The organism is Clostridium cadaveris, from assembly GCF_020911725.1.
In the GTDB taxonomy this organism is placed as follows: domain Bacteria; phylum Bacillota; class Clostridia; order Clostridiales; family Clostridiaceae; genus Clostridium_X; species Clostridium_X cadaveris.
The window spans coordinates 1,348,889-1,375,773 of the sequence record NZ_CP076620.1 but is presented as its reverse complement, the minus strand read 5'-3'; the positions used below and the strand labels follow the sequence as shown (position 1 = coordinate 1,375,773).

The 26,885-nt window shown below is 31.2% G+C and carries 25 protein-coding genes; 4 read left to right on the top strand and 21 right to left on the bottom strand.

Translation table 11 applies throughout. The features are described from left to right. Positions 1-22: 22 nt before the first annotated feature. The 7 genes from KQH81_RS06350 to KQH81_RS06320 all read right to left on the bottom strand — a co-directional run bounded on the left by KQH81_RS06350 (position 23) and on the right by KQH81_RS06320 (position 7,176). Complete coding sequence (locus tag KQH81_RS06350) at positions 23-226, bottom strand: hypothetical protein (protein WP_051196178.1); 204 nt, start codon at positions 224-226, stop codon at positions 23-25. Continuing rightward, positions 227-1,150, bottom strand: coding sequence for an aspartate carbamoyltransferase (gene pyrB, locus KQH81_RS06345; RefSeq protein WP_027637891.1), 924 nt, complete (start codon positions 1,148-1,150; stop codon positions 227-229). Positions 1,151-1,356: 206 nt separating this feature from the next. After that, positions 1,357-2,139, bottom strand: coding sequence for a serine hydrolase (locus tag KQH81_RS06340; RefSeq protein WP_027637890.1), 783 nt, complete (start codon positions 2,137-2,139; stop codon positions 1,357-1,359). A 21-nt stretch (positions 2,140-2,160) separates the two neighbouring features. Continuing rightward, positions 2,161-3,258 carry a 6-phosphofructokinase gene (locus KQH81_RS06335; protein ID WP_099335686.1) on the bottom strand — a complete coding sequence of 366 codons (1,098 nt, stop codon included), beginning with the start codon at positions 3,256-3,258 and terminating at the stop codon, positions 2,161-2,163. A 333-nt stretch (positions 3,259-3,591) separates the two neighbouring features. Then, positions 3,592-4,227 (bottom strand): hypothetical protein, encoded by a 636-nt coding sequence (locus tag KQH81_RS06330; protein ID WP_027637888.1) that lies wholly within the window; start codon positions 4,225-4,227, stop codon positions 3,592-3,594. Between the two features lie 110 nt (positions 4,228-4,337). After that, positions 4,338-5,315: a type I phosphomannose isomerase catalytic subunit gene (locus KQH81_RS06325; protein ID WP_230029116.1), complete on the bottom strand. Its 978-nt coding sequence runs from the start codon at positions 5,313-5,315 to the stop codon at positions 4,338-4,340. A gap of 25 nt (positions 5,316-5,340) precedes the next feature. Then, complete coding sequence (locus KQH81_RS06320) at positions 5,341-7,176, bottom strand: tetratricopeptide repeat protein (protein ID WP_168972472.1); 1,836 nt, start codon at positions 7,174-7,176, stop codon at positions 5,341-5,343. A 131-nt stretch (positions 7,177-7,307) separates the two neighbouring features. Between KQH81_RS06320 and KQH81_RS06315 the strand changes: the two genes are divergently transcribed. The 3 genes from KQH81_RS06315 to KQH81_RS06305 are packed head-to-tail and all read left to right on the top strand — an operon-like array spanning position 7,308 to position 10,142. Next, complete coding sequence (locus tag KQH81_RS06315; RefSeq protein WP_143081303.1) at positions 7,308-8,663, top strand: Mur ligase family protein; 1,356 nt, start codon at positions 7,308-7,310, stop codon at positions 8,661-8,663. A gap of 16 nt (positions 8,664-8,679) precedes the next feature. Next, positions 8,680-9,411, top strand: a complete 732-nt coding sequence (locus tag KQH81_RS06310) for a type 1 glutamine amidotransferase (RefSeq protein WP_027637885.1) — start codon at positions 8,680-8,682, stop codon at positions 9,409-9,411. A 20-nt stretch (positions 9,412-9,431) separates the two neighbouring features. Then, positions 9,432-10,142, top strand: coding sequence for a helix-turn-helix domain-containing protein (locus tag KQH81_RS06305; RefSeq protein WP_027637884.1), 711 nt, complete (start codon positions 9,432-9,434; stop codon positions 10,140-10,142). Positions 10,143-10,355: 213 nt separating this feature from the next. On the opposite strand, the gene KQH81_RS06300 is transcribed toward KQH81_RS06305, so the two are convergent. The 7 genes from KQH81_RS06300 to KQH81_RS06270 are packed head-to-tail and all read right to left on the bottom strand — an operon-like array spanning position 10,356 to position 15,081. Beyond that, positions 10,356-10,904: a 2-oxoacid:acceptor oxidoreductase family protein gene (locus tag KQH81_RS06300; RefSeq protein ID WP_027637883.1), complete on the bottom strand. Its 549-nt coding sequence runs from the start codon at positions 10,902-10,904 to the stop codon at positions 10,356-10,358. Positions 10,905-10,908: 4 nt separating this feature from the next. Then, positions 10,909-11,655 carry a thiamine pyrophosphate-dependent enzyme gene (locus KQH81_RS06295; protein ID WP_027637882.1) on the bottom strand — a complete coding sequence of 249 codons (747 nt, stop codon included), beginning with the start codon at positions 11,653-11,655 and terminating at the stop codon, positions 10,909-10,911. Further along, the gene (gene vorB, locus KQH81_RS06290; RefSeq protein WP_027637881.1) at positions 11,655-12,713 is read right to left on the bottom strand and encodes a 3-methyl-2-oxobutanoate dehydrogenase subunit VorB; all 1,059 of its coding nucleotides are present in this window, start codon (positions 12,711-12,713) and stop codon (positions 11,655-11,657) included. Before vorB ends, KQH81_RS06295 begins: the two co-directional genes overlap by 1 nt. A gap of 17 nt (positions 12,714-12,730) precedes the next feature. Further along, entirely contained in the window at positions 12,731-12,949 is a 219-nt protein-coding gene (locus KQH81_RS06285) for a 4Fe-4S dicluster domain-containing protein (protein ID WP_027637880.1), read from the bottom strand. 24 nt (positions 12,950-12,973) lie between these two features. After that, positions 12,974-13,648 carry a nucleotide-binding protein gene (locus KQH81_RS06280; RefSeq protein ID WP_027637879.1) on the bottom strand — a complete coding sequence of 225 codons (675 nt, stop codon included), beginning with the start codon at positions 13,646-13,648 and terminating at the stop codon, positions 12,974-12,976. A gap of 43 nt (positions 13,649-13,691) precedes the next feature. Beyond that, a complete protein-coding gene (locus KQH81_RS06275) occupies positions 13,692-14,738 on the bottom strand; it encodes a Glu/Leu/Phe/Val family dehydrogenase (protein ID WP_035770395.1) in 1,047 nt (348 codons plus the stop codon). A 52-nt stretch (positions 14,739-14,790) separates the two neighbouring features. Further along, on the bottom strand, positions 14,791-15,081 hold the full coding sequence (locus tag KQH81_RS06270) for a hypothetical protein (RefSeq protein WP_230029115.1): 291 nt from the start codon (positions 15,079-15,081) through the stop codon (positions 14,791-14,793). A gap of 84 nt (positions 15,082-15,165) precedes the next feature. On the opposite strand from KQH81_RS06270, the gene KQH81_RS06265 reads away from it, so the two are divergent. After that, positions 15,166-15,921, top strand: a complete 756-nt coding sequence (locus KQH81_RS06265; RefSeq protein ID WP_027637877.1) for a helix-turn-helix domain-containing protein — start codon at positions 15,166-15,168, stop codon at positions 15,919-15,921. 169 nt (positions 15,922-16,090) lie between these two features. On the opposite strand, the gene KQH81_RS06260 is transcribed toward KQH81_RS06265, so the two are convergent. From KQH81_RS06260 to KQH81_RS06230, 7 genes are all read right to left on the bottom strand, one after another. Beyond that, positions 16,091-16,906, bottom strand: a complete 816-nt coding sequence (locus tag KQH81_RS06260; protein ID WP_230029114.1) for a polysaccharide deacetylase family protein — start codon at positions 16,904-16,906, stop codon at positions 16,091-16,093. 96 nt (positions 16,907-17,002) lie between these two features. Then, entirely contained in the window at positions 17,003-17,620 is a 618-nt protein-coding gene (locus KQH81_RS06255) for a cyclodeaminase/cyclohydrolase family protein (protein ID WP_027637875.1), read from the bottom strand. Positions 17,621-17,695: 75 nt separating this feature from the next. Continuing rightward, entirely contained in the window at positions 17,696-18,589 is an 894-nt protein-coding gene (ftcD, locus tag KQH81_RS06250) for a glutamate formimidoyltransferase (protein ID WP_230029113.1), read from the bottom strand. 267 nt (positions 18,590-18,856) lie between these two features. After that, positions 18,857-20,401: a histidine ammonia-lyase gene (gene hutH / locus KQH81_RS06245; protein ID WP_074844483.1), complete on the bottom strand. Its 1,545-nt coding sequence runs from the start codon at positions 20,399-20,401 to the stop codon at positions 18,857-18,859. Between the two features lie 314 nt (positions 20,402-20,715). Then, positions 20,716-23,808, bottom strand: coding sequence for an AAA family ATPase (locus KQH81_RS06240; RefSeq protein WP_230029112.1), 3,093 nt, complete (start codon positions 23,806-23,808; stop codon positions 20,716-20,718). Positions 23,809-23,936: 128 nt separating this feature from the next. After that, on the bottom strand, positions 23,937-25,103 hold the full coding sequence (locus KQH81_RS06235) for an iron-containing alcohol dehydrogenase (RefSeq protein ID WP_027637871.1): 1,167 nt from the start codon (positions 25,101-25,103) through the stop codon (positions 23,937-23,939). 193 nt (positions 25,104-25,296) lie between these two features. Next, the gene (locus KQH81_RS06230; RefSeq protein ID WP_407647341.1) at positions 25,297-26,865 is read right to left on the bottom strand and encodes a sigma-54 interaction domain-containing protein; all 1,569 of its coding nucleotides are present in this window, start codon (positions 26,863-26,865) and stop codon (positions 25,297-25,299) included. Positions 26,866-26,885: the final 20 nt, after the last annotated feature.

Genomic DNA, 26,885 nt, shown 5'->3' with positions numbered 1-26,885 from the left:
TTTTCCTCCTTAGTTGCCATAACTATACTGCTTTAAAAGATATTATATGGTCACAATACTCACATCTGTATTCCATATTGTCTCTGTCTACTAAGTGCATCTTGTGAGGCACATAAGTTTCTGTGATAGTTGCACACTTTAAGTTATCACACTTTATAACATCAACAATTTCCTCTGGTAATTCTCTTCTTATAATTTTAAAGCTTTCTTTATTTAATACAACCATTTATTCCACCCCCAAAAGTTTAGCTATAAGAGCCATTCTAACGTACATTCCGCATTTCGCTTGATAAAAATATTTTGCTCTCGGATCTTCATCTACATCATATGATATTTCATTTACTCTTGGCAGTGGATGAAGAACTATTAAATCATTCTTTCCTTTGTCTAGCTTATTCTTATCTAATACATATGAATCTTTAAGTCTTAGATACTCTTCTTCACTATCAAAACGTTCTTTTTGAATTCTAGTCATATATAATATGTCTACTTTATCAATGGCTTCTTCGATAGTTCTAACCTCTTGAAATTCTATATTATTCTTCTGTAGTATTTCTTTTTTTATATATTCAGGGATTGCCAATTCTTTAGGTGATATAAGGATAAACTTATTATTCTTATATCTTGACATGGCTTTCAATAAAGAGTGAACAGTCCTTCCATTCTTTAAGTCTCCGCATAGTCCAATTACGTTTCCTTCAAGATTACCCTTTGTAGTTTTTATGGTAAGAAGATCTGTAAGAGTTTGTGTTGGATGCTGATGTCCTCCATCTCCTGCATTAATTACAGGAATATCGGAATAAAGAGAAGCAATTTTTGATGACCCTTCTTGAGGATGCCTCATTGCTATTATGTCAGCATAACATCCTACAGTCCTTATTGTATCAGCAATACTCTCTCCCTTAGAAACTGAGCTAGAACCTGGTTCTGAAAATCCAACTACTTGACCTCCTAGTCTAAGCATAGCTGTCTCAAAAGAAAATCTAGTTCTTGTGCTAGGTTCGTAAAAAAGGGTTGCCAATATTTTTCCTTTGCATTTATCCTGATATTTTTCAGGATTTTTCATTATTTGTTCTCCAAGCTTAAAAATACTTTCAAGCTCTTCTAGTGTAAAATCCATTGGGTCAATTAAATGTCTGTTTTTTAACATATCCATCTCTCCTTTTTAACATCTCGGTGTTAAATTTAAAGGCATAAAAAAATACCTATCCCAGTTAAAGGAAGGTATTTTCGCACCATAATTAATCAGTAATATTTCACATCTTCCTTAACGATCTCACTGGATCACTTTTAAAGGTTAATTTCTTTTTTTAAAGAATACCACTTTGAACTTATATTGTCAAGCGGTTAATGGATTTATTTACTCCAATCATTGCATACAATATCAAACATCATCTTTCCAGTTTTAGATAGACTCACAGTCCCATATACATTACTTGGAAGCTCATCTGATAATACTGTAAAAGTAAAATTTCCTTGAGGAATCTCAAACAATATAGAATCATTTTCTATATTCTTTAAGTCTCCGGATTTACTTGCCACAGCTTCCTTAGTTTTAGAATAAAAATAATAAGAAAGCTTATTTTTTAATTGCTGTCTCTTTAAAATATCTAACAAAAGTTCACTATTTTCTGCATTTAAGAAAGATTCCTTATATAGATGTTTCCAGCATATGCTTAAATCTAATGCTGTGGTCATATTTTCATTTATACCATCATGTAATTTTTCTTCCATTGCAACTATATTAAGCTTTGTATTTTTTAATCCCATAGCTTTTATAGTTTCATTTATGTTTTCTATAGAAAGAATACTTATTATCTTATTTGTTGCAGTATTATCACTTTGTATAAGCATAGCTATCAAGAGTTCCTTAATTGTATACTCTCTGTCGCTAAACTCATGAAGTATCCCATTGCCATTTACTTTATCCTTAGGGCCAATCTTAACTTTATCCATTAAATTTAGCTTGCACCCTTCGCATTGTTTTAATAGCGCCATAGCAATAGGAAGCTTTATACATCCTGCTGATGGCATAAGTTTGTCTTCATTAAAGCCATATATATATCCACAATCTAAATCCTCAAAGAAAAAACTATATTCACCATCTCTAGATTCTAAATATTTTTTTATCTCTTTCAACAGTATCCCTCCATAACTCAATTAATCTCCAAAAGAAATTCCAATCTTTCTAGCTACACTTACAAGTTCGCCATCTACATCTACATTTTTTTCTTTTCCAATAACATTTTCTAACTCTTCAAAGCATATGGTGTTGCCTTTTAAACATACCATTTTCCCAAATTTACCTTCATGGATAAGCTCAGCTGCAGCCACTCCATATCTAGTTGACAATATTCTATCGTATGTTGATGTTATTCCTCCTCTTTGTACATGTCCCAAAATAGTACTTCTAATTTCATTTCCTTTTATAAGTCTTTCTAAATCATAGGCTAATTTGTTTGCAATTCCGCCTAATCTTATAGGATCAGGGCTATCTTCCACTATTTTATTTACAACAACCTGACCATCTTTAGGCTTAGCTCCTTCTGCTACTACTATTATGCTGAACATTTTACCTTGCCTTTTTCTTTCTTCTATTTTTTTTATAACTTTTTCTATGTCGTATGGTATTTCTGGTATTAATATAACATCAGCAGAACCAGCAATTCCTGATTCTAATGCAATCCATCCAGCATTTCTTCCCATAACTTCACAAATCATTATCCTATGATGGGATTCAGCAGTGGTATGAAGCCTGTCCAATGCTTCTGTTGCCACATCTATAGCTGTATTGAATCCAAATGTAACATCTGTTGCAGTCAAATCATTATCTATTGTCTTAGGTACACCTATTACTTTTACACCTTTTCTACTAAAGTCTCTAGCAGAGGTTAGCGTACCATCGCCCCCTATTATTACTAGAGCATCTACTCCTTCTTTCTTTATATTTTCTATGGCTTTATCAGATACATCTTTTTTTATTTTTCTGCCATTTTCTTCGATAGAATAGTTGAATAGATTGTCTTTGTTAGAACTGTATAATATGGTTCCTCCTTTGTGTTGGATTCCTGAGACTGCATCCAAGGTTAAAGGCATAAATTCATTGTTATATAGTCCTCTATAACCAAACCTATAGCCTATAACCTCATAGCCATACTGCAATATTGAACACCTTGTTACAGCTCTTATAACTGCATTCAGCCCCGGGCAGTCTCCTCCACCTGTTAATATGCCAATCTTTTTAATTTTATTATCCATAGCATCCAACTCCTCAGCTAATCTACTTTAATTATAAACCTTTACATGAACTTCATGAATAGAATTTTGAATTTTTTGTATAAATTACAAATATGAGTAACGTTAGCCGAATAGATATTACTTTTTTCCTATTTTTCTCAAGTAGTATATAGTTATGTGTAATTTATGTATGCTTTTTATTTATATGTTATACTTTTCGCCTTTTATTCCACCATTTTCTAATTTGTAAGACAAATTTTTCATATAAAACAATAAAAATATGTGCTTCAGAATAAAATATAAATCTACCTTGAAACACATATTTTTTATTTAATCTATGTAATTTTTACAATGCTATTCTTTATAGAATATTGCTTTAATCATATACGCATATTCATTTCTAAGAATTTCACTTTCTCCGCTTTGATCACCTTTTAAACTTTCTTCATTGAAGCTTATTGCATCTTTATTTTTGCATATAAATCCTATATACATTTCTTCACTATTATTTATGTTTCTGACTCCTTCCGTTGATTTTATTTCTTTAAGATAATTTTTAGGAGCCTTGTATTCCATTACTGCCGGTCCAACTCTTTTAATATTGCTTTTTCCTTTAGCAGAAGCATATATATTTATAAGTTGTCTATTATCGTCTTCAACTATTGATAGTGATAACTTTTCTCCATCACTCATGCTTATTTCTCCAATAGGATAGTCTTTTTTCTTTTCTCCCTTATAATAATATTCCACCCAAAGCTTCACTCTTTTAAAGTTATAGTTTTTCAAATCAAAGACAAAAGAATTATCTGCACCGCTTGAACTTAAATAAAATTTTTCCTCATCTTCTAATTTTAAAGTTTCAATTGAGGGATGAGTTTGTTTTTCTACTATATTTTCTTCTTTTTTTTCTTTACTGCATCCTGAAAATAAAATTAATATAAAAGATGTCATAACTGCATATAGCACTAATTTACTTTTCCTTATGTTCATCAGATATTCCCCCTTTAAATATATTATACTTTCCATCTTTCCTTTATATCAATAAATATTATAAAAAACGCCTTATTTTTTCTTAATAGGCGTTTTTTATGAATTTTATATTATTTTTCTATTATATCTAAAATCTCTTTTTCTACTTTTTTCACATCAGGAACATAACTTTTGAGCAACTCAAGTTGTCCAGTAATTCTATATTGTCCTAAAGAAGCAGGTATAAATATGCTATCTCCCTTTTTTATTTTTTCATTTCCATCAGCATACTCTAAGGTACCGCATCCATCTACACAAGTTAGGATAAAGAATCTCTCCTCATCACTTTCCTCCATCATGGTTTCTGAGATAGTATACTTTTCCAAACAGAAATATGGATTTAAGCAATAATATACTTTTTCATATCCATTGTATGATATTTTTATGCCTTCACTTTTTTTCCCTTTCAAAGAAAAATCTATTACATCTAAAGCTTTTTCTATTTGAAGTTCTCTTCCTCTATTATAATCATAAACCCTATAAGTAGTATCTGAATTCTGCTGAATTTCAACTACTGTCACACCTTCTCCTATTCCATGAACAAGACCGCTTTTCACGAAATAGACTTCACCTTTTTTTACATAAACCTTATTAACACATTCATCAAATGTTCCGTTTTTTATAGCGTCTATGAATTTTTCCTTAGTACAATCCTTAGTTCCAACTATAAGGTTGGCACCTTCTTCAACATCCATAACGTACCAAGCTTCTGTTTTCCCTAAATCATTTTCATATTGTAACCCGTATTCATCATCAGGATGAACTTGTAGAGACAATTTATCCTTAGCATTTATTACTTTCAATAAAAGTGGAAATCTATCTTTTGTTATTTTAGTACCTAAAAGTTTATCTCCAAGCTTTTCTATAAGCTTGTCCAATGACATGCCCTTATATTCACCATTGGTAACTATACTCATACCATTTTTATGGCATGCCACATCCCAACTTTCTCCTATATTGCCTTGAGGTAGATCTACTCTAAAAGCTTCCATAGATCTTCCCCCCCATATTTTGGGATAATATAAATTTTCAAATCTTATAGCATACATATCTTTTCCTCCTTTAACATGAAAACTAATAAAATAAAACTAACTGAGGAACTTTTAAGCTTTCTCCTTCTTCTTCAGTGAGGTATTGCTCTAAAAGCTTAGAAGCCTTATCATAATTTTCTTTTACTGTGGTTTTTGTATATTCATCATATGTATCATTTAGTCCTTCATATGCTTTCTGAAGATTATAAACCCCTCTTTCAATGTCATCTGTGAAATTTATGTAATAGCATCCTGCATTATTTAAATTAAGCACATCATTTTTATCTGACTCGTAAGCTGCTCTTGTTTCCTTTATGCCTTCCTTAGTATTTCCAACTACCATATATAAAGTTCCAAGAGTTCTATGATATTTAGGAACAGATTCATCTTCTTTTATGCACTGTTTCAGTATTTCTATTGCCTTGTCAAAATTATTTATACTTATATTTATCATTGCCATACTGTATTTTATTTCAATATCCTCTGGCTTAATACAAGCCGCTTGTCCAAAATACTCCAATGATTTTTCACTATTCTTTTCCGTATCCCAATAAAAATTTGCTATATTTAAAAGTATATTATAATTGTATGGTTCCATATATATTGCAGTTCTAAAATATGGTTCACCCTCTTTAGGATTGTTTAAAGCTTTTAATATTTCAGGCATTAGAAACCCATAGTTATCAGGATAATTCTTATTTTTCTCAATTGATTTGCTGCAATAATCTAAAGCCACTTCATATTGACCTTTATTAAAGTAATACCATGCAGCAGTATGAAGAACCCTGTAATCTTCTTGATTATCATCTATTATAGTTTTTATTACACTTTCGTTCCCTTCCATATCTTTTTCATCTTTATGTATATTAGCTTTCATAAAGTTTACCTGTATAGAGCCTATATCATTTGCTTTTATTTCATCTAAAAGTTCTATGCTCTCCTCTGCAGTATCAGCACTTATGGAATAGATTTTAGCCATCCATACTTTATATGCAACCTCATTATTATTTTCTTCTATGAGTTTTGATACCCTTTTTACCATATCATCTCTGTTATAAGCTGATATTTGAGCTATTACATCATATACCTTATATTCATCTTTATCTATATACCACGCTTCCTTTAGCTCATTGAATCCTTCATCCCATTTATCTATAAGCATAAGCATTCTTGCAAATTCTGCCTTGTCATAAGAAGAATTATTATCTACAGGATAATTAATAAGTATATCTTTAGCTTTGTCCATATTTTCTGTAGACTTATATAAAGCTATCATAGTCTTTATAAGATGCTTATTATCTTTATATATCTCTATATATGCTTCTCCATCCTTTAATGCCATATCATAATCTTTATTTATATATTCATTAAACACTATGTAGTTTAATATTTCCTTATGTATATCTTCAAAGCCATGATACTTTGCTGAAGATTTTTCAAAATTTACAAGCTCCTTTTTTGCAAGTTCTATGTACTCTTTTGATTTTTCTAAGTTTCCCTGTACTGAATAGACTTCTGCTATTTTACAGTACCATAGCGGATTGCCGTCCTTATGAAATAGTTTTTCGTATTCCTTAATTGATTTTTCATAATCACCGCTATAAAAATATCTTTCGCCATTATTTAAAACAGTAAGTCTTGTTAATGAATTAATTTTTTCAATTTCATTAGCCTTATAGCCATAGACACAAAAAATTACTGCTGAAGCTGCAATAACACTAATAAAATTAACAACTTTTTTATTTTTTATATCAAAATTTGCAAAACTCCCCTTTACTCTTTTCCATTCTTTATTAAACTCGGCTTTTATATCTTTTAATCTTATGCCTTCCTTTACACCCTTTAAGGCTTCAAGTATACCTTTTATACTATCTTTCATTGTAAAATTCTCCCCTCCAGAATATATATAAATTTTATCAGAAATTTCATAAAAACTCTATAGTATAAACTATTGCTATTGATTATTAACGATTTTTGTTGTATATAATGTAAGTAGACTAGTTATAGGTGGTGTTTAAAATTAGTATAAAAACTTATATTGCTGTAATAGCATCAAAATTTACAATGTTTCTATCAAAAAAATTCTTAAAAGGTGGAAGTAATTTTCCTGGCAAAGTTGCTTTAAAGATTCAAAAGGATATTTTAAAGCCTCTTAGTAAAAATTATAAAGTAATCTTAATTACAGGAACCAACGGAAAGACCACCACAACCAGTATGATATACAATATTCTAAAGGAAGCTGGCCTTAATGTTATGACCAATAATACTGGCGCTAACATGCTTTCTGGAATAGTTGCAGCCTTTGTTGAAGATTTTTCTTTTGGTGTAGCTGAAGAAAAATATGCTGTAATAGAAGTAGATGAAGCCAACTTAAAATTTATAACTGAGCATATAACTCCTGAAATAATAACAATAACAAATCTTTTTAGAGATCAGCTTGACAGATATGGGGAAGTATATACTACCTTAAATAAGATTCTAGAAGGTGTTAAAAAGGTTCCTGAATCAAAGCTTGTTCTTAATGGAGATGAGTCTCTCCTTGGAAGAATGGACATCAAAAATCCTTGCATTTATTATGGATTTAAAGAAAGTTTAAATAATAATACTTCTATAGATGTAAATGCAGACGCTAAATTCTGTAAGTTCTGTAAAGCTCCATATAAATACAATTTCATAACTTATAATCATCTAGGTGATTTTTACTGTGAAAGCTGTGGGTATAAGAGAAATACTTTAAAATATGCTATGGATACAATCCTTGAACTTACACCAGATAGCTCTAAAGTAGTCATAAATGGATCTGAAGTCTTATTAAGCCAATCAGGATTATATAACATATATAACGCCCTTTGTGCTTATGCTATAACCTCTGAGCTTAAGGTTTCAAATGATACTATAATAAAATCACTTGAAAATCAAAGTTCATCTTTTGGTAGGCAAGAAATAGTAAACATAGAGGGAAAAGAGCTGAAAATAATATTAGTAAAAAATCCAGCTGGTTATAACCAAGCTTTAGATACTTTATCATTATCAAAAGAAAATATGTCATTAGGTTTCTTCCTTAATGACAATTATGCTGATGGTCGAGATGTATCTTGGATTTGGGATGTAAATTTTGAAAATCTTCTTTCTTTGAATGTAGATGATATTGCTATAGGCGGAATTAGAACTTATGATATGGCCATAAGATTAAAGATATGCGGATTTAATGAAGAAACCTTCAGCATATGTCCTTCTTTTGAAGATATGACGAAAGCTATAATAAGTTCTAAAAATAAAAAAGTTTATCTTTTAGCTACATATACTGCAATGATAAACTATAGAAAATATCTCTATAGCAAGGGATATATCAAAAATCTTTGGTAGTTAAGGAGGGATTGTTTTGGAATTAAATATTTGTCATTTATACCCTGATCTTTTAAATGTATATGGTGATTTAGGCAACATACTCATGTTGAAATATAGAGCTGAAAAGCGAGGAATAAAAGTAAATATATCTAATGTTTCTATGAATGATGAGTTTAAAAATGAAGATTATGATATAGTTTTCTTTGGAGGCGGCCAGGACTATGAGCAATCAATAGTTTCTGATGACCTGATTAATAATAAGAAAGATAATTTAAAAGCATACATTGAAAGTGATGGTGTTATGCTTTGTATATGTGGAGGATACCAGCTTCTAGGAAAATATTACACAACTCCAGATGGTGAACATTTGGAAGGGCTTGGAATACTTGACATATACACAGAAGGCGGAGATACTAGGTTTATAGGAAATACTGTAATCAAAAATGAAGATACAGAAGAAACCTATGTTGGTTTTGAAAATCATTCTGGAAGAACTTATATTGGAGATTTAAAACCTCTTGGAAAAGTTATTTCTGGTTATGGTAATAACGGTTCTGATGGATATGAAGGATGTATTTACAAAAATACTTACTGTACCTATTTCCATGGACCTCTCCTTTCAAAGAATCCAGAACTTAGCGATAGACTTCTTTCTTTAGCTTTAAATAGAAAATATGATTCCGTTTCTTTAGATCCTTTAGAAGATACATTTGAATTAAAAGCTAAAGACTTTATAATATCAAGATGTAATGAAAGTAAGAAATAATAAAAAATAAGGGGCATTGTATGATCGAGAATAATAATTTATTAGTTTACATTGGTAAAAAAATCAAATTGTATCGAAAGTTAAAAGGAATGAATGCAGCAAAATTAGCAGCATCTATTCACAAAAGCAGGGCAACTATAGCTAAATATGAAGCTGGAAAGATTGCCATGGATCTTGGTGACTTAGCTGATATTTCTAAAGTACTTGATGTAGAACTTAAATATTTACTTGATTATAAAAGAGAACAACCTGTCAGCTTATCTTCTGGGCTTATGCAGCTTTCTCATTTAGAATACCTATATTTGTATAAAATCAGTGATAAGAAAATTCAAACTTCAGTTGTACATATGATTCCAAGTGATGACCCTAAGATTATGGATGCCGTATTATATTATAATATGTCAGACGGTAAAAATATGGAGTCGTGCTCATGTGTTTATCATGGAGTTATGAAAAATCATGAAAATATACTAACCTTTATCTTATATAACTATTATAATAATTCAGAAATTATTATGATTAATGTTGAAGTACCAATGAGACGTGCAGAATATTGGGTGGGCATGTTACAAGGAGTTTCTTATGAAACTCTGCGCCCAATTAACTTTAAAGTTATCATCACTCAAAATCCTTGGAATAAATCTATGGATGAATTAAAAAATAATCTTATGATATCAAAAGAAGTTATAAAAGAAATGAAGGAGAAAAATATTGTAACTATTAATTTATAGGACTATTTATGACCTTTAGATAAAGTTTTAACCCCCTAAGGTAAAATTATATAATATCCCTTTAAAACAAAACCGGCAGTAAAATCACTATAATTTCCTGCCGGTTTTTTTGGAAACTTTTTATTAAAATCTCCTAGTCATAATGAGCAATATATTTTAAAAAATGAAAATCTCTTAATTCAAATTGATTTTTACCACTACTGAAAATCAATTTTATTTTAAATTTTGTGCATACTCCATTCCTTTTTGCATAGCCATTTTGTTTTGAGGTATAAATTTTTCTTTCGTTGCCCCAAAAACTTTTCTAAATGCTTCAACAATTGACTCAGAATCTACAATATGCAAAATTTCATTTACAGCACCAAGCATAACAATATTGGCTAACTTAGTGTTTCCAAGTTCTGAAGCTATATCATTAACTGGAATTTTATATACTGTAATGTCATCACGCTTAACTTCATCTGAAACTAAACTTGAGTTTAAGAATGCATATCCACCAGGTCGTAAATCCTTAATGAATTTTATAGATGCCCTATTCATAATAACAACCACTGTGGCATCATTAGAAATTAATGGTGATCCTATCTCTTCATCAGACACAGTAACTGAGCAGTTTGCAGATCCTCCACGCATCTCTGGTCCGTATGAAGGACACCATGTAACCTGCTTATTTTCAATCATTCCTGCATATGTGAAGAGCATTCCAAGGCTCATTACACCTTGTCCACCAAATCCTGCACAAATCATACGAGTATCTGTCATGGCATTACTCCTCCTTTTGCTTATCTTTGAAAACACCTAAAGGATAATAAGGAATCATCTTTTCTTTCACAAAATTGAGAGAATCAACCGGGTTTTTTCCCCAGTTTGTAGGGCAACTACTTAAAACCTCTACCATAGAGAATCCAATTCCTGCCTTTTGTGTTTCTAAGGCTTTTCTTATTGCCTTTTTTGCTTTTATAATATTAGCTGGTGAATTAACAGCAACACGCTCAATGTAAGCTGATCCATCAAGTGTAGACAGCATTTCTGACACACGTATAGGATATCCTTGTATGTTTACGTCTCTACCTAAAGGAGCTGTTGTTGCTCTCATACCCGGAAGAGTTGTCGGTGCCATCTGGCCTCCAGTCATTCCATAAATACCATTATTAATAAAAATCGTTGTAATTTTTTCTCCTCTTGCTGCTGCATGAACAATTTCAGCAGCTCCTATAGATGCTAAGTCTCCATCTCCTTGATAAGAGATTAGAAGTTTGTCTGGGTGTACACGTTTTATTCCTGTTGCTGTCGCTGGTGCCCTTCCATGAGCAGCTTGAATACCATCAAAAGCAAAGTATTTATATGCAAATACAGCACATCCAACTGGTGAAATGGCTATTGCATTATCAATCTCTCCCATTTCTTCTAAAACTTCCGCTAATAACCGATGCACAATTCCGTGAGAGCATCCTGGGCAATAATGTGTCTGGACTTCTTCTAGTCCTCTTGTGCGTCTAAATAACACAGCCATTATTTCACACCTCCCATTATTCTCTTAGCAAATTCTATAACTTCCTGTGGTTTTATGACAATTCCACCTGTCCTTCCAATGAATTCAACCATATTTTTATCATTGCATGCAAGACATACGTCATCTACCATCTGTCCCATACTAAGTTCAACACAAATATATTTTTTAATATTATTTCCCCTATTTTCAAAAGCTTTTACCGGGAATGGCCATAAGCTCTTAGGACGAATGTATCCTATTTTGTATCCTTCTTTACGAAGGCTTCCTATCGCACTCTTTACAACACGAGCTGCAGTTCCATAGGCTACAAATGCATATTCCGCATCCTCCATCATATATTCTTCCCAAAGCTGTTCTTTCTCTTCTATCTCTTTATATTTTTTATACATTCTAACATTAAATGCCTCTAAATCTAATGGTTCCATTTCAAGATTTAGTACACAATGCTTTTCTCCACCATTTTTCCCTGTAAGCGCCCAATCTTTTGGTGGAAGCTCCCTTTTCTTTGGCTGACGGAACTCAACTGGCTCCATCATTTGACCTATCATTCCATCTGCTAAAATGATAACTGGAGTTCTATATGCATCTGCTAATTCAAACCCCTCCATTATCAAATCAACTGCTTCTTGCAAGTTTCCAGGAGCTAAAACTATATTGTGATAATCTCCATTAGCCCCGCCTTTCACACACATATGGTAGTCACTCTGAGATGGCTGAATTCCTCCAAGTCCTGGACCTCCACGCATCATATTTACAATTACTGCTGGCATTTCAGCCTTTGTAAGATATCCAATACCTTCTTGTTTTAATGCGATACCTGGTGAAGATGATGATGTCATCGCTCTAGCTCCAGCTGCTGCTGCACCATAAATCATATTAATTGCTGCAACTTCACTTTCTGCTTGAATGAAAACTCCTCCAACCTTAGGTAATTCTTTTGCAAAATATTCCGGAACCTCATTTTGAGGAGTAATTGGGTATCCTGCAAAGAGACGACAGCCTGCTTCTATTGCAGCTTTTGCTACTGCCTCATTTCCTTTCATTAATACCTTTGTCATATAACACTCTCCTCCTTTCAGTCAATCTTCTCAATTTGTATAGCTACATCTGGACACATCATTGCACAGCTTAAGCATCCAATACATTCATCTACATTTATTATCTGCATAGGGTTGTATCCTTTTGAATTTGTTCTTTCTGCTGATAGTTCTAATATTTTTTTAGGACAGACAACAACACATAGTCCACACCCCTTACAGTACTCTTCATTAACCTGGAATACTATTTTTTTCATATCAAGTACCTCCTGTCAAATGTTTCAATACCATTCTTCCCTCATATAATATTTCATAGCAAATAACTCACCTGTCACTTCCTTTTGATTTATATCAACCTCTTCTTTTACATAAGATGTGTATCTTATAGGAATCTTTGAAATTTTGCTTGCTTCTTGAAGAATCTTATTTCCTTTAATTATATTTTCAGCTGTAGTTTCATGTATTAGATTTGTATTTAGCACAAATCCTGTAATAGCCATGCCAGCTGCTTTTTCTAAAGATTCTTTTTGTTTCAAGATGCCCTCTACATCTGATGTATCTGGGCGTTTTGTATTTACTATCATGAAGAAATCGCTATTTTCCGGTGTCAGATATGGACTTAATCTTGCTAATGCGAGTACGCCCACATCATTTCCACCTAAATCTACCACATAATCTATGGATGGATCGTGAACTACAGCGACCACTCTGGCTGATATTGCCGGAATATCACAATTGTTCTGAATCAATGAGGATGATATAACTTCAATCCCCAAATCCTCTAATTCTTGTTTCCGCTCTCTGCTTCTAAAATAAACATTTACAACATCTAAATCTGCTAGAGCAACTTTCTTTTTCAATTTACTTAAAGCAACTGCATAATTTACAGCGAACTCCGTCTTTCCACTTCCATAATGTCCTGCAATAATTCTTATTCGCTTGTCCTCAGTAATCACTTATATCACTCCACTCCATAGATTTATCTATATTTCAAAAGTCTTATTTTTTTCCTTTAGCTAGAATTGCTTCTGCAAATGTTTCGGCTGCCTCGTAAGTAGTAACTCCATTCTTCTCAGCAATTTCAAAAATTTCAAGAGTAGTATCATAAATTCTATCTACTAACTCAATTACTCTTTCTTTGTTGTATCCTTCTTCACTTATTTCAGCACCGCAGTTTAAAACTCCACCTGCATTTACAATATAATCTGGTGCATAAAGAATACCTAATTTTTGGAGTTCTTCACCTGTTTCAGCATCCACTAAAACATTATTAGCACATCCACATACAAGTTTACACTTTAAATCATGCACATTTTTGATATTTAAGACAGCTCCTAAAGCACATGGAGCAAAGATATCACATTCTGTAGATATAACTTCCTCTGCAGGAATAGAAACAGCTCCCAATTCTTTTACAGCTCTTTTTACAGCTTCTTCATTTATATCATAGACTTTCAAAATTGCGCCTTCAGAATGTGCTAATTCAGCAACTCCATACCCTACATTTCCAAGTCCTTGAACCATAATCACTCTATTCTTAAGACTGTCACTACCAAATTTAACTTTTGCTCCAGCCTTCATTCCTCTCCATGTTCCTCTTGCAGTATATGGAGAAGGATTCCCGCTTAATTCTTCAGTCCCTGTAATGCAATTAGTCACTTCATGTATATATGCAATATCCTGTGTATTAGTATTTACATCTTCTGCTGTAATAAAGTTTCCATTTAATCCATCAACAATTCTTCCGTAAGCATGCCAGAATTCACGGCTCTTTAACTTCTTTGGATCTCCCCATATTACGGCTTTTCCGCCGCCATTAGCAAGTCCACATGCAGCATTTTTGTAAGTCATTCCTCTTGAAAGGCGAAGTACGTCATATAGGGCAGCTTCTTCACTTTCATAATTCCAGAAACGTGTTCCACCAAGTGCTGGTCCTAGAGTAGTGTCATGAATTGCGATAATGCATTTCAATCCTACAGAATCATCCCTTCCAAATACTATTTGCTCATGTCCATAAAGATCCATTTGTTCAAATACCATTGTCATACTTATCTCTCCTTTTTTTATTTATATTTTCATATTGCATAATATATTGATTTTATTTATGTTTTGAAAACCTTTCCAAGCTGTCGTTGATTAAATCATACCCATACTTAAAAAAAACAACAAATACCTTATTGTTTCCTATAAGTAGATTCTTACCAGCCAAAAGTTTCTTTTCATTACTATTTTTTTCATGTTTAATAAGTAATTTTTTATTTAACAAAATTTTTAACGAATTTTCAGCAAATTTTATATTCTTAATATCATATATTTTTATTACTATACTATTCATTTTGTTGATTGACATATAAAAACGTGATATATTTTTATTAATTAACATATCCATTCTATTTTTCATATTTACAACTTTGTCTCACTTTATTTTAATATATAAGACATTTCAAACATCTATAATGGGGGAGGTATAAAGATGATCAACGACAAAAATGAGCTCCAAACAAATGATATAGAAACCAGTACCATTACTGATTTTTATTTACCTGCATGGCTTGGAGAACAGATACGATTTTATCGTAAAAAAAAGGAAATGAAGTTAGAAACTCTAGCAATGCATATTCATAAAAGCAAAGCTACTTTATCCAAATACGAATCAGGTACAATCGTTGTTGATATATTAACTTTATTTAAAATTGCAGAAATTTTAGAAGTTAACATAAAACAATTTCTTCCCTATAAAGAAATTAAGAAAAAGACACTTACTGATATGATTTTTGATATAGATAAGCCTATATATATGTACCATTTCACAAACCATACTATCCATACATCTATTATGAAAATGAATTTAGACAAAAATACTCAAGAGATAAATGTATCACTGCATTACATTATAAAAAATCCTGAAGACTTAAGCCTATGCTCTTGTGTCTATCATGGAACCTTTAGAAGTTCATACAGTATTGCAACTTTTCTTCTTAATAATCATTATAATTCTTTAGAAACTGCTATGATTACACTTTCTATAGCACTAAAAAAGCAATCATACTATATAGGGTTCTTAACAGGAATTCATTTCGATTATCTTAAACCGTCTGTTTTTAAAGTATTACTCACACAGACTCCTTTTACAGGCTCTAATAATGAGTTAAAAAAATATCTATCATTTTCAAAAAAAGATGAACAAATCTTAAAAAATAAAAATTATCTAACATTATCAGATAATTAAAATCCTCCATAAAAAGTAAATATGTTTAATTTTTATACTTTGGATATTATATTGTAGTTAATATAAAAAATTTTGTGATGCTAGCCATATAAAATGTCATAAGCATCACAAAAATTTTATTTTTATAGGTTTGTAAGATTATTTAAGGGCTCAGTATTTCATAATTTTTTTACTTGTTTACAATTCCGAACTTTATCATCTTATTAAGTTCTATTTTGCTCATATCATCTAAAGTTCTAAAGGCATATCCGTTATCCTTGAAATACTTTATTACATTTGGCAGAGCATCTACAGTTGTAGTCTTAGCCTCTGCATCATGCATTAAAATTACTATTGTATTCCATCCCTTTGAATACTCTACTATATTTTTTTCTATTTTATCCTTTGGAACCTTATACGCTGATGCATCCCCAGAACTTACATTCCAGTCTATATAATATATGTCTTTCTCTCTAAGCTCACCTTTTATATCTTTCATAACATCAGTCCTACAGATAGTATTAGTTGACCCTCCTGGCATCCTTACAAAATTCTTTACCTTTTCATTTGTCACTGATCTTATAGATGCCATACAAGAATAATAATCTTCAAAAAAGCTATCCTTAGATTTATATACCTTTTTATAATCATGATTATTACAATGAGGTGCTATTGACATATTATCCATATACATACGCTTTACAATATCCGGATGACTTTTTACTTTAGTTCCAACAACAAAAAATGTAGCATTTACATTGTTGTCTCTCAATATATTAAGAATTCTTGAAGTATTGTTTACGGAAGGACCATCATCAAAAGTCAAGTATACTACCTTTTCTGGAACCATTCTATAACTTCTATCTGTGACGCCTTCATCCCACACTAGCATATTATAATTGTTGATGCACGAAACGCTTTCCAGTTCTTCCGCGTCAGCTATTCTAATATAAGGAAAAAATAAAATAATAATAACAAAAAATATAAAAAGTCTGGATCTTTTCATAACATCACCACCATACAATTAATTTTATACTTTTAGTATTGTAATTTTCTTTACATTTTAGTAGTGGCAAATAAATGAAATTTTCCAGACTATAAATTAAAGTTTAACCTTAGATAATATGCTCTTTTCTATATTATCTAATTTAGATTCTATAAGATTTATTTCTTCTTTTGCATGTTTAACAAATTCTTCATCTTTTATAGATCCTAAATTTATTTTCACATTGTAAAAAGCGGAATATACAGCAGTTCTTGCAGACATTGCCGCGACGGCACCATCTGTCACCGCATTATGATTTCCTCTTGTTATAATCTTTTCCGCTAATTCTAACAATTGAAAAGCATTTTTACCCACATTTAAAGGAACTTCTGCAGCCTCTTTATATGCAGCTTGGATTTCTTTCTTTCTCTCTTCTTTTTCCTTTTCTGTATCCTTTGGCATTTTAAAAGCAGCCATTATTTTGTTAAATGAATCTGAATCTTCATCTATATAATTAATAAATTTCTCTTTGTAGCTAGAAGCCTTAGCCCTTACATTTTCCATCTCTTCTCTCACATCTTCATAGCCTTTTTTACCTATTGTTAAATTTGCAACCATCTCAATAAGTGCAGCAGACGAAGCAGCACTTAATGCTGCAATACTTCCTCCTCCTGGTGCTGGAGATTCAGATGAAGTTTCATATATAAACTCTTTTACAGTTTTATCTCTAAGCATTTCTTTTCCTCCATTATAAATATTTAACCTATATCAAATATTAAAATCACCTTTTAATCATGCTTATTTTTTCTACTATTCAAGAAGTCTCTTTTCTAGTATTTGATTTATATCAAAGTTTTCTATCTGCAAATAATATTCTGCACAATCTAACAATGCTCTCATAGGTACTGTTCCTATTACTTCACTTCCTACTACTGGAACCCCATATCTTTTAGCTTCCATCTTTACCATTTCAAATGCTCTATAAACTGATGTCTTTTCATAATTTACAAGATTCATAGAAACTTGTACAATATTTCTTTCTTCAAGCTTTAATCCTATAGCTTTCACAAAACGCAATCCGCCGCCTATAAATCTAACTTTCTTTGCTATAGCTTTTGCTATTTCCACATCATTTGTGCCAAGATTTACATTAAAAGCTACAAGAGGAACTCTTGCACCTATTGCTGAACAACCACTCTTTATGTTCATAACTTGAGGTCCAAAATCAGGTTTCCAGTTTTCTCCTGAAATCTTTTCAAAGAAACCTTCATATTGACCTTTTCTTATGTCTGCAAGATTTTTTCTTTCAGGCTTTGTTGCAGCCTCTTCATATAGATATACTGGAATATCTAATTTTCCAAATTCCCCTGCAACTTCTTTAGCTAATTCTATACATTCTTCCATTGTTATATCTGATACAGGAGTAAATGGTATGACATCAACTGCTCCCATTCTTGGGTGAGCTCCTTGATGTTTAGACATATCTATAAGTCCTATAGCAACCTTAGAGGCATTTAATACTGCTTCCTTTATTTTCTCAGGAGCTCCTATCATTGTAATAACGCTTCTGTTATGGTCCTCATCACTTGAATAGTCTAATAGTTTTACACCGTCTATTTTTCTAACTTCATCAACTATTTTTTCGACTACTTCTTTATTTCTGCCTTCACTAAAATTAGGTACACATTCAACTAGTTTTGCCATGATTCATTCCTCCTCAATTCTCAAAACTTAATTTTATATTTGTTTAATGCTAAATTCCTCTTAATTATATCTTCCATACATCAACAAAACGTCTATTTTTTGTATTTATTAAATATTTAACCATTTACAACAGCCTTTTTATAGACGCTGAATTCTTAATAAAATAGTAAAAGACCGCATCAATGCCAAGCACTCCGAGCATTGATGCAGTCCTTTTATAATATAGTTTAATATAAAATATTTACTTATACATCTATATACTAATCTTTAATATTCTAAAGCTATTTTTTCTTCTACAGATTCTAATAAAGAACCATTTTCTATAAGTTCCGTAGCCTTGTCAAGGTATTTGTACATTTCTATGTCTTTATCATTTTCAATAAAATCTATAGATTGTCGTACAACCTTATATGCTTCACTAGTTCCCTTGCCAAGTCTCATATTATCTTCTTTTCTAAAGTCTATTGCCTGACATGCAGCCATTATTTCTGTAGCTACAACTCTTTCTGCATTCTTTATTATATCTCTAGCAGTCCTTGCAGCTATTGTTCCCATACTTACGAGGTCTTCCTGATTTGCTGATGATGGAATTGAGTCTACTGATGCAGGATGAGCAAGTATTTTATTTTCCGATACTAATGCAGCTGCAGCATATTGAGTTATCATAAACCCAGAGTTTAGTCCTCCATGCTTAGCAAGAAAAGCTGGTAAATCATTTAATTGATGGTTTATAAGTCTTTCAAGTCTTCTCTCAGATACATCTGCAATTTCAGCTGCCCCGATACCTAAGAAGTCAAAACTTAATGCCATAGGTTCACCATGGAAATTCCCCCCTGATATTACATCGCCTTCTCTTGTTATTATAGGATTATCTGTAACAGAGTTTATTTCTATTTCAACTTTATTCTTAACATAATTTATTGTATCTTTGCTTGCCCCATGAATTTGTGGCACACATCTTATAGAATAAGCATCCTGTACCCTAAGTTGTCCTTGACGTGTTACATAAGTACTTTCATCTACTAATTTTAATATATTTCTTGCAGTAGCTAATTGACCTTCATGTGCTCTTATTATATGGATTCTTTCATCAAAAGCATCTGTTATACCTCTTAAAGCTTCCATAGTTAATGCTGCTGCAATGTCGCTTACTTTTAAAAGCTTTATTGCATCATAAGTTGCTAATGCTCCGGCAGCTGTGAGTACCTGAGTACCATTTATAAGAGCAAGCCCTTCCTTTGCATCTAATTCTATTACAGGTATCCCAGCTCTATCCATAGCCTCTTTTCCTTGTAGAATCTCACCATTATATTCTGCTTCTCCAAGTCCAAGCATAGGAAGAACCATATGAGCAAGAGGCGCTAAATCTCCTGATGCTCCTAAAGACCCCTTTTCAGGTATTAATGGATGTACTCCTTTATTAAGCATATCTATCAATGTGTTTAAAGTTTCTAATCTTATTCCTGAATATCCTTTAGATAATGCATTGGCTCTAGCAACCATTATCGCTCTTACAGTATCTTTTGGAAATTTAGGACCATAGCCACAAGCATGTGATCTTATAAGATTTTCTTGAAGACTTTTACAGTCTTCTTTTGATATAGTTACATTACAAAATTCTCCGAAACCTGTAGTTACCCCATATACAGTTTTCCCATTTTCAACTATGTCATCTATAATTTTTCTTGAAGCTAAAACATTCTTTATGGCTTCTTCACTAAGAGATACTTTTAGTCCCCTTCTAGCTACTGACACCATATCTTCTAAAGTTAAATCGTTTCCATTTAAAATAATTTCCTTTAGCTCTTTCATCATTATTTCCCCCCTGTGTAAAGATGTAAATGTTTATGCCCTGACTTATTTGCAATATGGTAACTAATCTTCTTACTATATAATTTTATTTATATATGTCTTTTTATTTTATTATAATTATATCAATACTTCGTCAGCTTATCGTCTATTTACATATTTTAAAAAATATATTTATTTTTACAATTTATAACTTTACTTCAATAAAGCAGACCTATCTTTCTCTATTTTTTCTATGTATTTTTATATTTTATTAAATATTGAAGGCAATAAATTAGATTTATTGCCTCCAAAACGTCTATAAAACGTCTATAACTTTATATATTTTTTCTCATACTATTAATGACTTCTATCTCATAGTTATCTCTAGAATTCTTCAAAAAACTTATTCCTTCTTCACAATAATAATCTTTATCTTTATTCAAATATCTAAGAAATACTTTATTAAGAGCTTCATTTTTTTCCATGCTCATTCGTATTTCTGCTTTCACTCTGAATACTATGCCAACTTCATGTGGATTTCTTATCTTCTGGGAATGCATATCTGCACTTTTTAAATATTTAAGGGCTTCATTATATTTCCCTTCTTTTACATAAAGTAATGACATAAAAGCTTCGACTATAGAACGTCTCCATATTGAATCATATTGTTTGTAAAGACTAAATGCCTTTTCAAAATATTCCTTCGATCTTTTGTAATCACCCATATCAAATGCTGCCTGACCTGCATTTATATTAAAAACAGATAAACTGCTAAGAGCTTTCTTATCTTCACATATCGCTATAGCTTTATCATAATACTTTATTGCTTCAGAGAATTTCATATTAACACGTCTTATTTCACCAATATAGTTATATGCCGCTGCTATATTAAGTGAATATCTATCAGCAACTTCTTTTGTTATATTAAATATACTTATAGATTCATTTAAAAGTTCTTCAGCTTCCTTATATTCTCCACACATTATCTTGTATAGTCCCTTTAATCTCAAAAGAATCCCTGTTTCCTTATGATAGTTACACTCAACAGCTAAATTTAGAGCAAGGCTTACATACTTCATCATAACTTCTATATTATTTGTTTGTATACAATAATATATTATTTGTTTGTATCCCTCTAGTGCATAGTCTCTATCCCCTATTTCAATGGACTTTTCAATCATATCCTGGATAATACTTGTCCCTTCTTCGTAGTCACCTTCTCTTATTAAATATCTGCCCTTCATATGAAGAAAAGCTATTTCGATTTCTTTAATTTCTTCATTACTACCTTCTTTTTTCTTAACTTCTTTTAATACTTTTTCTATGTCTTTCAATGATGAAATTGTTTGTTTTTTGCTGAAATAAGCACCCTTATATCCATCTGATTCATGACTATTTACTATAGGAAAAAGTTCGTGACTAAAATTCAAATAATAATTTAAGCTTTTTATCTTATAATTTAATGCTTCGATATCATTTCCAGCATTAGTGTAATGATATATAAGTTTATGGTACATGTTTATATCGCCTTTATTATTTTTTAAAGTTTTTTCCAGTAGTTTTGCTATTTTATTGTGAAGTATTTTTTTTCTTCCTTCTGACTGCTTTAAATACACAAACTCTCTCAGTTTTTGGTGCGTGAATTTAAAGCTTACAGTTCCATTTTCAGTAATATCTTTTAGTATAAATTTATGTTCAAGTTCTTCTATTATATCCATAAGTTCAAGTTCTTCTTTTCCCGTGAGTTTTATAAGTATGTCTATATTTATCTCATCAAAAAATAATGAAGCTATATTTAATATCTTCCTTCCTTCTTCTGATACATCTAAAAATCTGCTTTTTAAAACATCCTGCATTTTAGAAGACATTATGTTTATATCATTGCCTGATTTTATAGCATTCAGATACTCATTTATAAAAAAGGCATTTCCTTCTGTTTCATCGTACATTTTCTTTATTAGTTCTTTAGTAATTTTATAATTTGGCACAGAGCATCTTATAAGATCTTCCATCTCTTCCCTAGTAAAACGATTAAGATTTAAGGTTATAACCTTATTATAATTATTCATTGAAGTCATAAATCCATCCACATTTTCGTCATATTCATTTCTGCAAGTTGCTATAAATATTATGTTACTTCTATATTGATGAAATATTATACTGCTTAAAAGTGATAAGCTCATTGCATCCATCCATTGTATGTCTTCAAATACAAATATTACTTTTTTCTTTTCTGTAACCTTTTTTAAGAGCTCAACAAGAGCATCTCCTACCACTTCATATTTTAGCGTATCTATGTTTTCTATAAGCTTTATATTGCTATTTTCCCCGCTCTTATAAATCTCTGGAAATATTGCCGAAATTATATGAGTCCAAATGGTCGGTATACTTATATTCTCACTTTCTATGGTCTCTGATAACTTTGATATTATGCTATTCCAAGTTTTTAACAGATATACTTTCTCTACTTGATAGCATTCAGCTTGAAATATATACACATCATCTTCTATAGATGAGATAAATTTTTCTTTTAAAGCAGTTTTTCCTACTCCTGCCTCTCCTATTATAATTACAGATTTACCCTCTTTATCAGCAAGAAAATTCCGAAAATTCTTTTTCAAAAATTGCATTTCTGTTTTTCTTCCGTAGAAATTCGTATTTTTTTCATCTTTTAAGCTTTCTTCTTTTAAGGTTAAATTCTCCAAAATTTCATTTAATATATTTCTTGTTTCCTCATCTGGGGCAATTCCAAGTTCCTGCATTAAAATTCCTGATAGTTTATCATAAACCTTTAACGCTTTTTCATATTTTCTGTTTTCTTTATAAAACAACATGAGGGTTCTATATGCCTTTTCATCAAACTCATCCAATTGTATTAAAAGTTTCGCATATTTTTCTATGTCTATATTTATAAATCCTTGCTTTGAATTGTTTATATAATAATACAATTTGTTGCGGTATGTTTCTTTAAAATGCTCTCTCATTTTTATAGTCCACTCTTCAAAACATTGAGCATTTTTTACAAAAAAACCCTGCAAAAATTCTCCTTTATAAAATTCAAGACAATTATCTTCTGAATTAATAAAATCATCTATATCTGTTTTGATTTCAAGCTGAGTGTTTAGCATCACTATGGATTTTTTAGGTGATATAAGTACTTCTTCACCAAAGGATTTTTTTATCTTATAAATAGCATTCCTTAAATTCTTCTTTGCTGTATTATCCTCTTCATCGGGCCACAAAAGTCCAGCAAGTTCATCACGGCTACACTGTTTATTCACTAATAAGTAATAAAATAACGCCTTAACCTTATTATAAGGAAAAAGTATTTCTTCTTTATCCTTCATAATTATAGGAGTTCCAAATAACTTTCCATATATAACGCCCACTCCAATTCCCCCCATTATTTTATATGACTTTATGTTCATTATAATATATAAATTTTTCCTTGTAAAATCCGTGCCTTTATTGTAAGAACCTACTAGTAGTTTTATATAAAAAAAGATGATTTCTGGATACAGAAATCATCTTTTCATCTACATATATAATTTATATTTTAGAAGTTAACCTTAGTTCCATAGTATGTGCATTCAAATAATTTTTCCATTGTGCTGTCATCTATTGATCTTGGATTAGATCCTGTACATGCATCTAACACAGCATTATGAGCTATAAATTCTTTGTTTGCAAGGAAATCTTCTTCAGTTATACCATATTCTTTCATGCTATGAGGTATTTCTAAAGCATCATTTAATCCATTTATCATATCGATTAATGAATCAGTAAGCTCAGCATCAGTTTCTCCTTTTAATTTTAATGCTCTAGCTATATCAGCGTATCTATCTTCACATTCAGTTCTATTGTATTGAATTACATATGGTAAAAATATAGCATTAGCGCATCCATGAGGAATGTGGAATACAGCACCAGTCTTGTGAGCCATAGAGTGAACTATTCCAAGTAATGCATTTGAGAATGCCATTCCAGCTAGACATTGAGCTTCATGCATCAAGTTTCTAGCTTCTTCATCTCCACTAAATGAATTTATAAGGTTAGCCTTTACCATTTCTATAGCCTTCATTGCTAGTGGGTCTGAGAAATTTGATCTAAGTGATGCAGTATATGCTTCTATAGCATGAGTTAATGCATCCATTCCAGTATGTGCAACTAACTTTTTAGGCATAGTTTGAGCTAAGTCTGGGTCAACTATAGCTATGTCTGGAGTTATATTGAAATCTGCTAAAGGATATTTTATTTTTGCTTTGTAATCAGTTATAACTGAGAAAGCTGTAACTTCAGTAGCTGTACCACTTGTAGATGGAATTGCTACGAATTTAGCCTTTTGTCTTAATTCTGGTAGTCCAAAAGGTACTACTGCTTGTTCAAAAGTGAATTCTGGGTATTCATAGAAAATCCACATAGCTTTTGCTGCATCTATTGGAGATCCTCCACCCATTGCTACTATATAGTCTGGTTCAAAGCTTCTCATAGCTTCTGCACCCTTCATAACTGTTTCTACTGATGGGTCTGGTTCAACACCTTCAAATATCATTGTTTCCATTCCAGCTTCTTTTAAATAACTATCAACCTTATCTAAAAATCCAAATCTCTTCATGGAGCCGCCACCAACAACGATGATTGCTTTTTTTCCCTTTAATGTCTTTAATACTTCAATTGATCCCTTTCCATGATATATGTCTCTTGGTAATGTAAAACGTGCCATTTTGACAACCTCCCCATATATAAATTATATTGTTATTTTATTAACATATATTTATATAGCAAAATTTGTGCCAATTTTAACAACCTTAAAACATATGGTCTTGTGATTTTTTGCATAAATATGTGTCCTAAAATAATACACTTCTTTCCAAATTTAATTGTATCATTTTAGGACATGTATCAAATTAAGACACTTATATGTTATATCTTTTTATTTTAAGATACAATGTATTTCTACTTATTCCCAAACTTTTAGCCGCTTTAGTCATATTTCCACCAAAAAAGAATATTGCTTTCTCTATCATTTTTCTCTCCATATGTTCTAAAGTGTGCAATGTAATATTTTTTTCACAAACATTTTTAGAATCATTCACATTCTCTTCTATTTCTACATCAAGCCTAACATTAAAGTTAAAGGCATCATCCAAATTAACATAGCTTTCAATAGAATTTTCTAATTCTCTTATATTTCCTGGCCATTTATAATCAATAAACAGCTTAAGTAAGTTTCTATCCATTAATGGCAAAGACTTTCCTAATTTATCAGACTTTGATTTTAGAAAATGATTTATTAGCTCTTCAATATCTTTTTTTCTTTCACGAAGAGGTGGCACAATTATCGGAATAACACAAAGCCTATAGTATAAATCTTCTCTAAAAGTACCATTTTCAATTTCTTTTTTCAGATCTCTATTTGTTGCAGCTATTATTCTTATGTCTATAGGTATTTCTTTATATCCACCAACTCTCGTTATTCTTCCTTCCTGGAGTACCCTCAAAAGCTTAACCTGCATATCTAGTGGCATCTCTCCTACTTCATCTAAAAATAATGTTCCTCCATTTGCAGCTTCAAATTTTCCTGCCTTTCCTCCTTTTCTTCCTCCTGTAAAGGCTCCATCTTCATATCCAAAAAGCTCACTTTCTATGATATTTGCAGGAATAGCGCCACAGTTAATTGCTACAAACCTATTGTTTCTTCTATAACTATAGTTGTGGATTGATTGAGCTAATATTTCTTTTCCTGTACCGCTCTCTCCTTCTATAAGTATAGTAGATGGACTGTTTGCTATTATTTTGCATTTATTTATAACATTTTTCATTGCTTCACTACTACCTATTATGTTGTCAAAAGTATAGAAAGCACCTGTATTATTTTCTCTAGTCTGATATAAAACTTCATATTTTTTATTCTTGACTTCTTCTCTTCTCATCTCATTTTCAATTATGTTAACACAAAATATAACTACTCCAAGATTTTGATAGTCTTTTTTATCACAGCTCCCAGTTAGATTTAATGTACCTATTATTTTCCCATCTTTATCATGTATAGGAGATGCTAAGCATGTTAGAGTCTGAAAAGCTGTTATATAGTGCTCTGTAGCTGTTATTTGAATAGGCTTATCTTCTTTAATAGCTGTCCCCATGGCATTAGTGCCTATACTTTCCTCATCCATATAAGCCCCCAAAGTTAAGTTTCTTTTTTTAAATTCATGAAGCAGATCTTCATTTCCATTTATGTAAAGAATACATCCCTTTTCATCTGTAAGTATGGTTATAAAGTCCTCATTTCCTATGGAAGATTGAAGCATATTTATATAAGGCACTGCTACATTTAACAGATTTTCGTTTTCTCGTAAAATTTTATTTAATTCTTGTTCATTTGCAAGTCTTTTATAGAAAGTCCCATCCTTTCTCACACCATAACTTGCACTTCTCCTGTGAGACTCTTTTATAATTAAATCTTTGTTTTCTATAATAATCACATCCTTTTTTCAGTGACTTA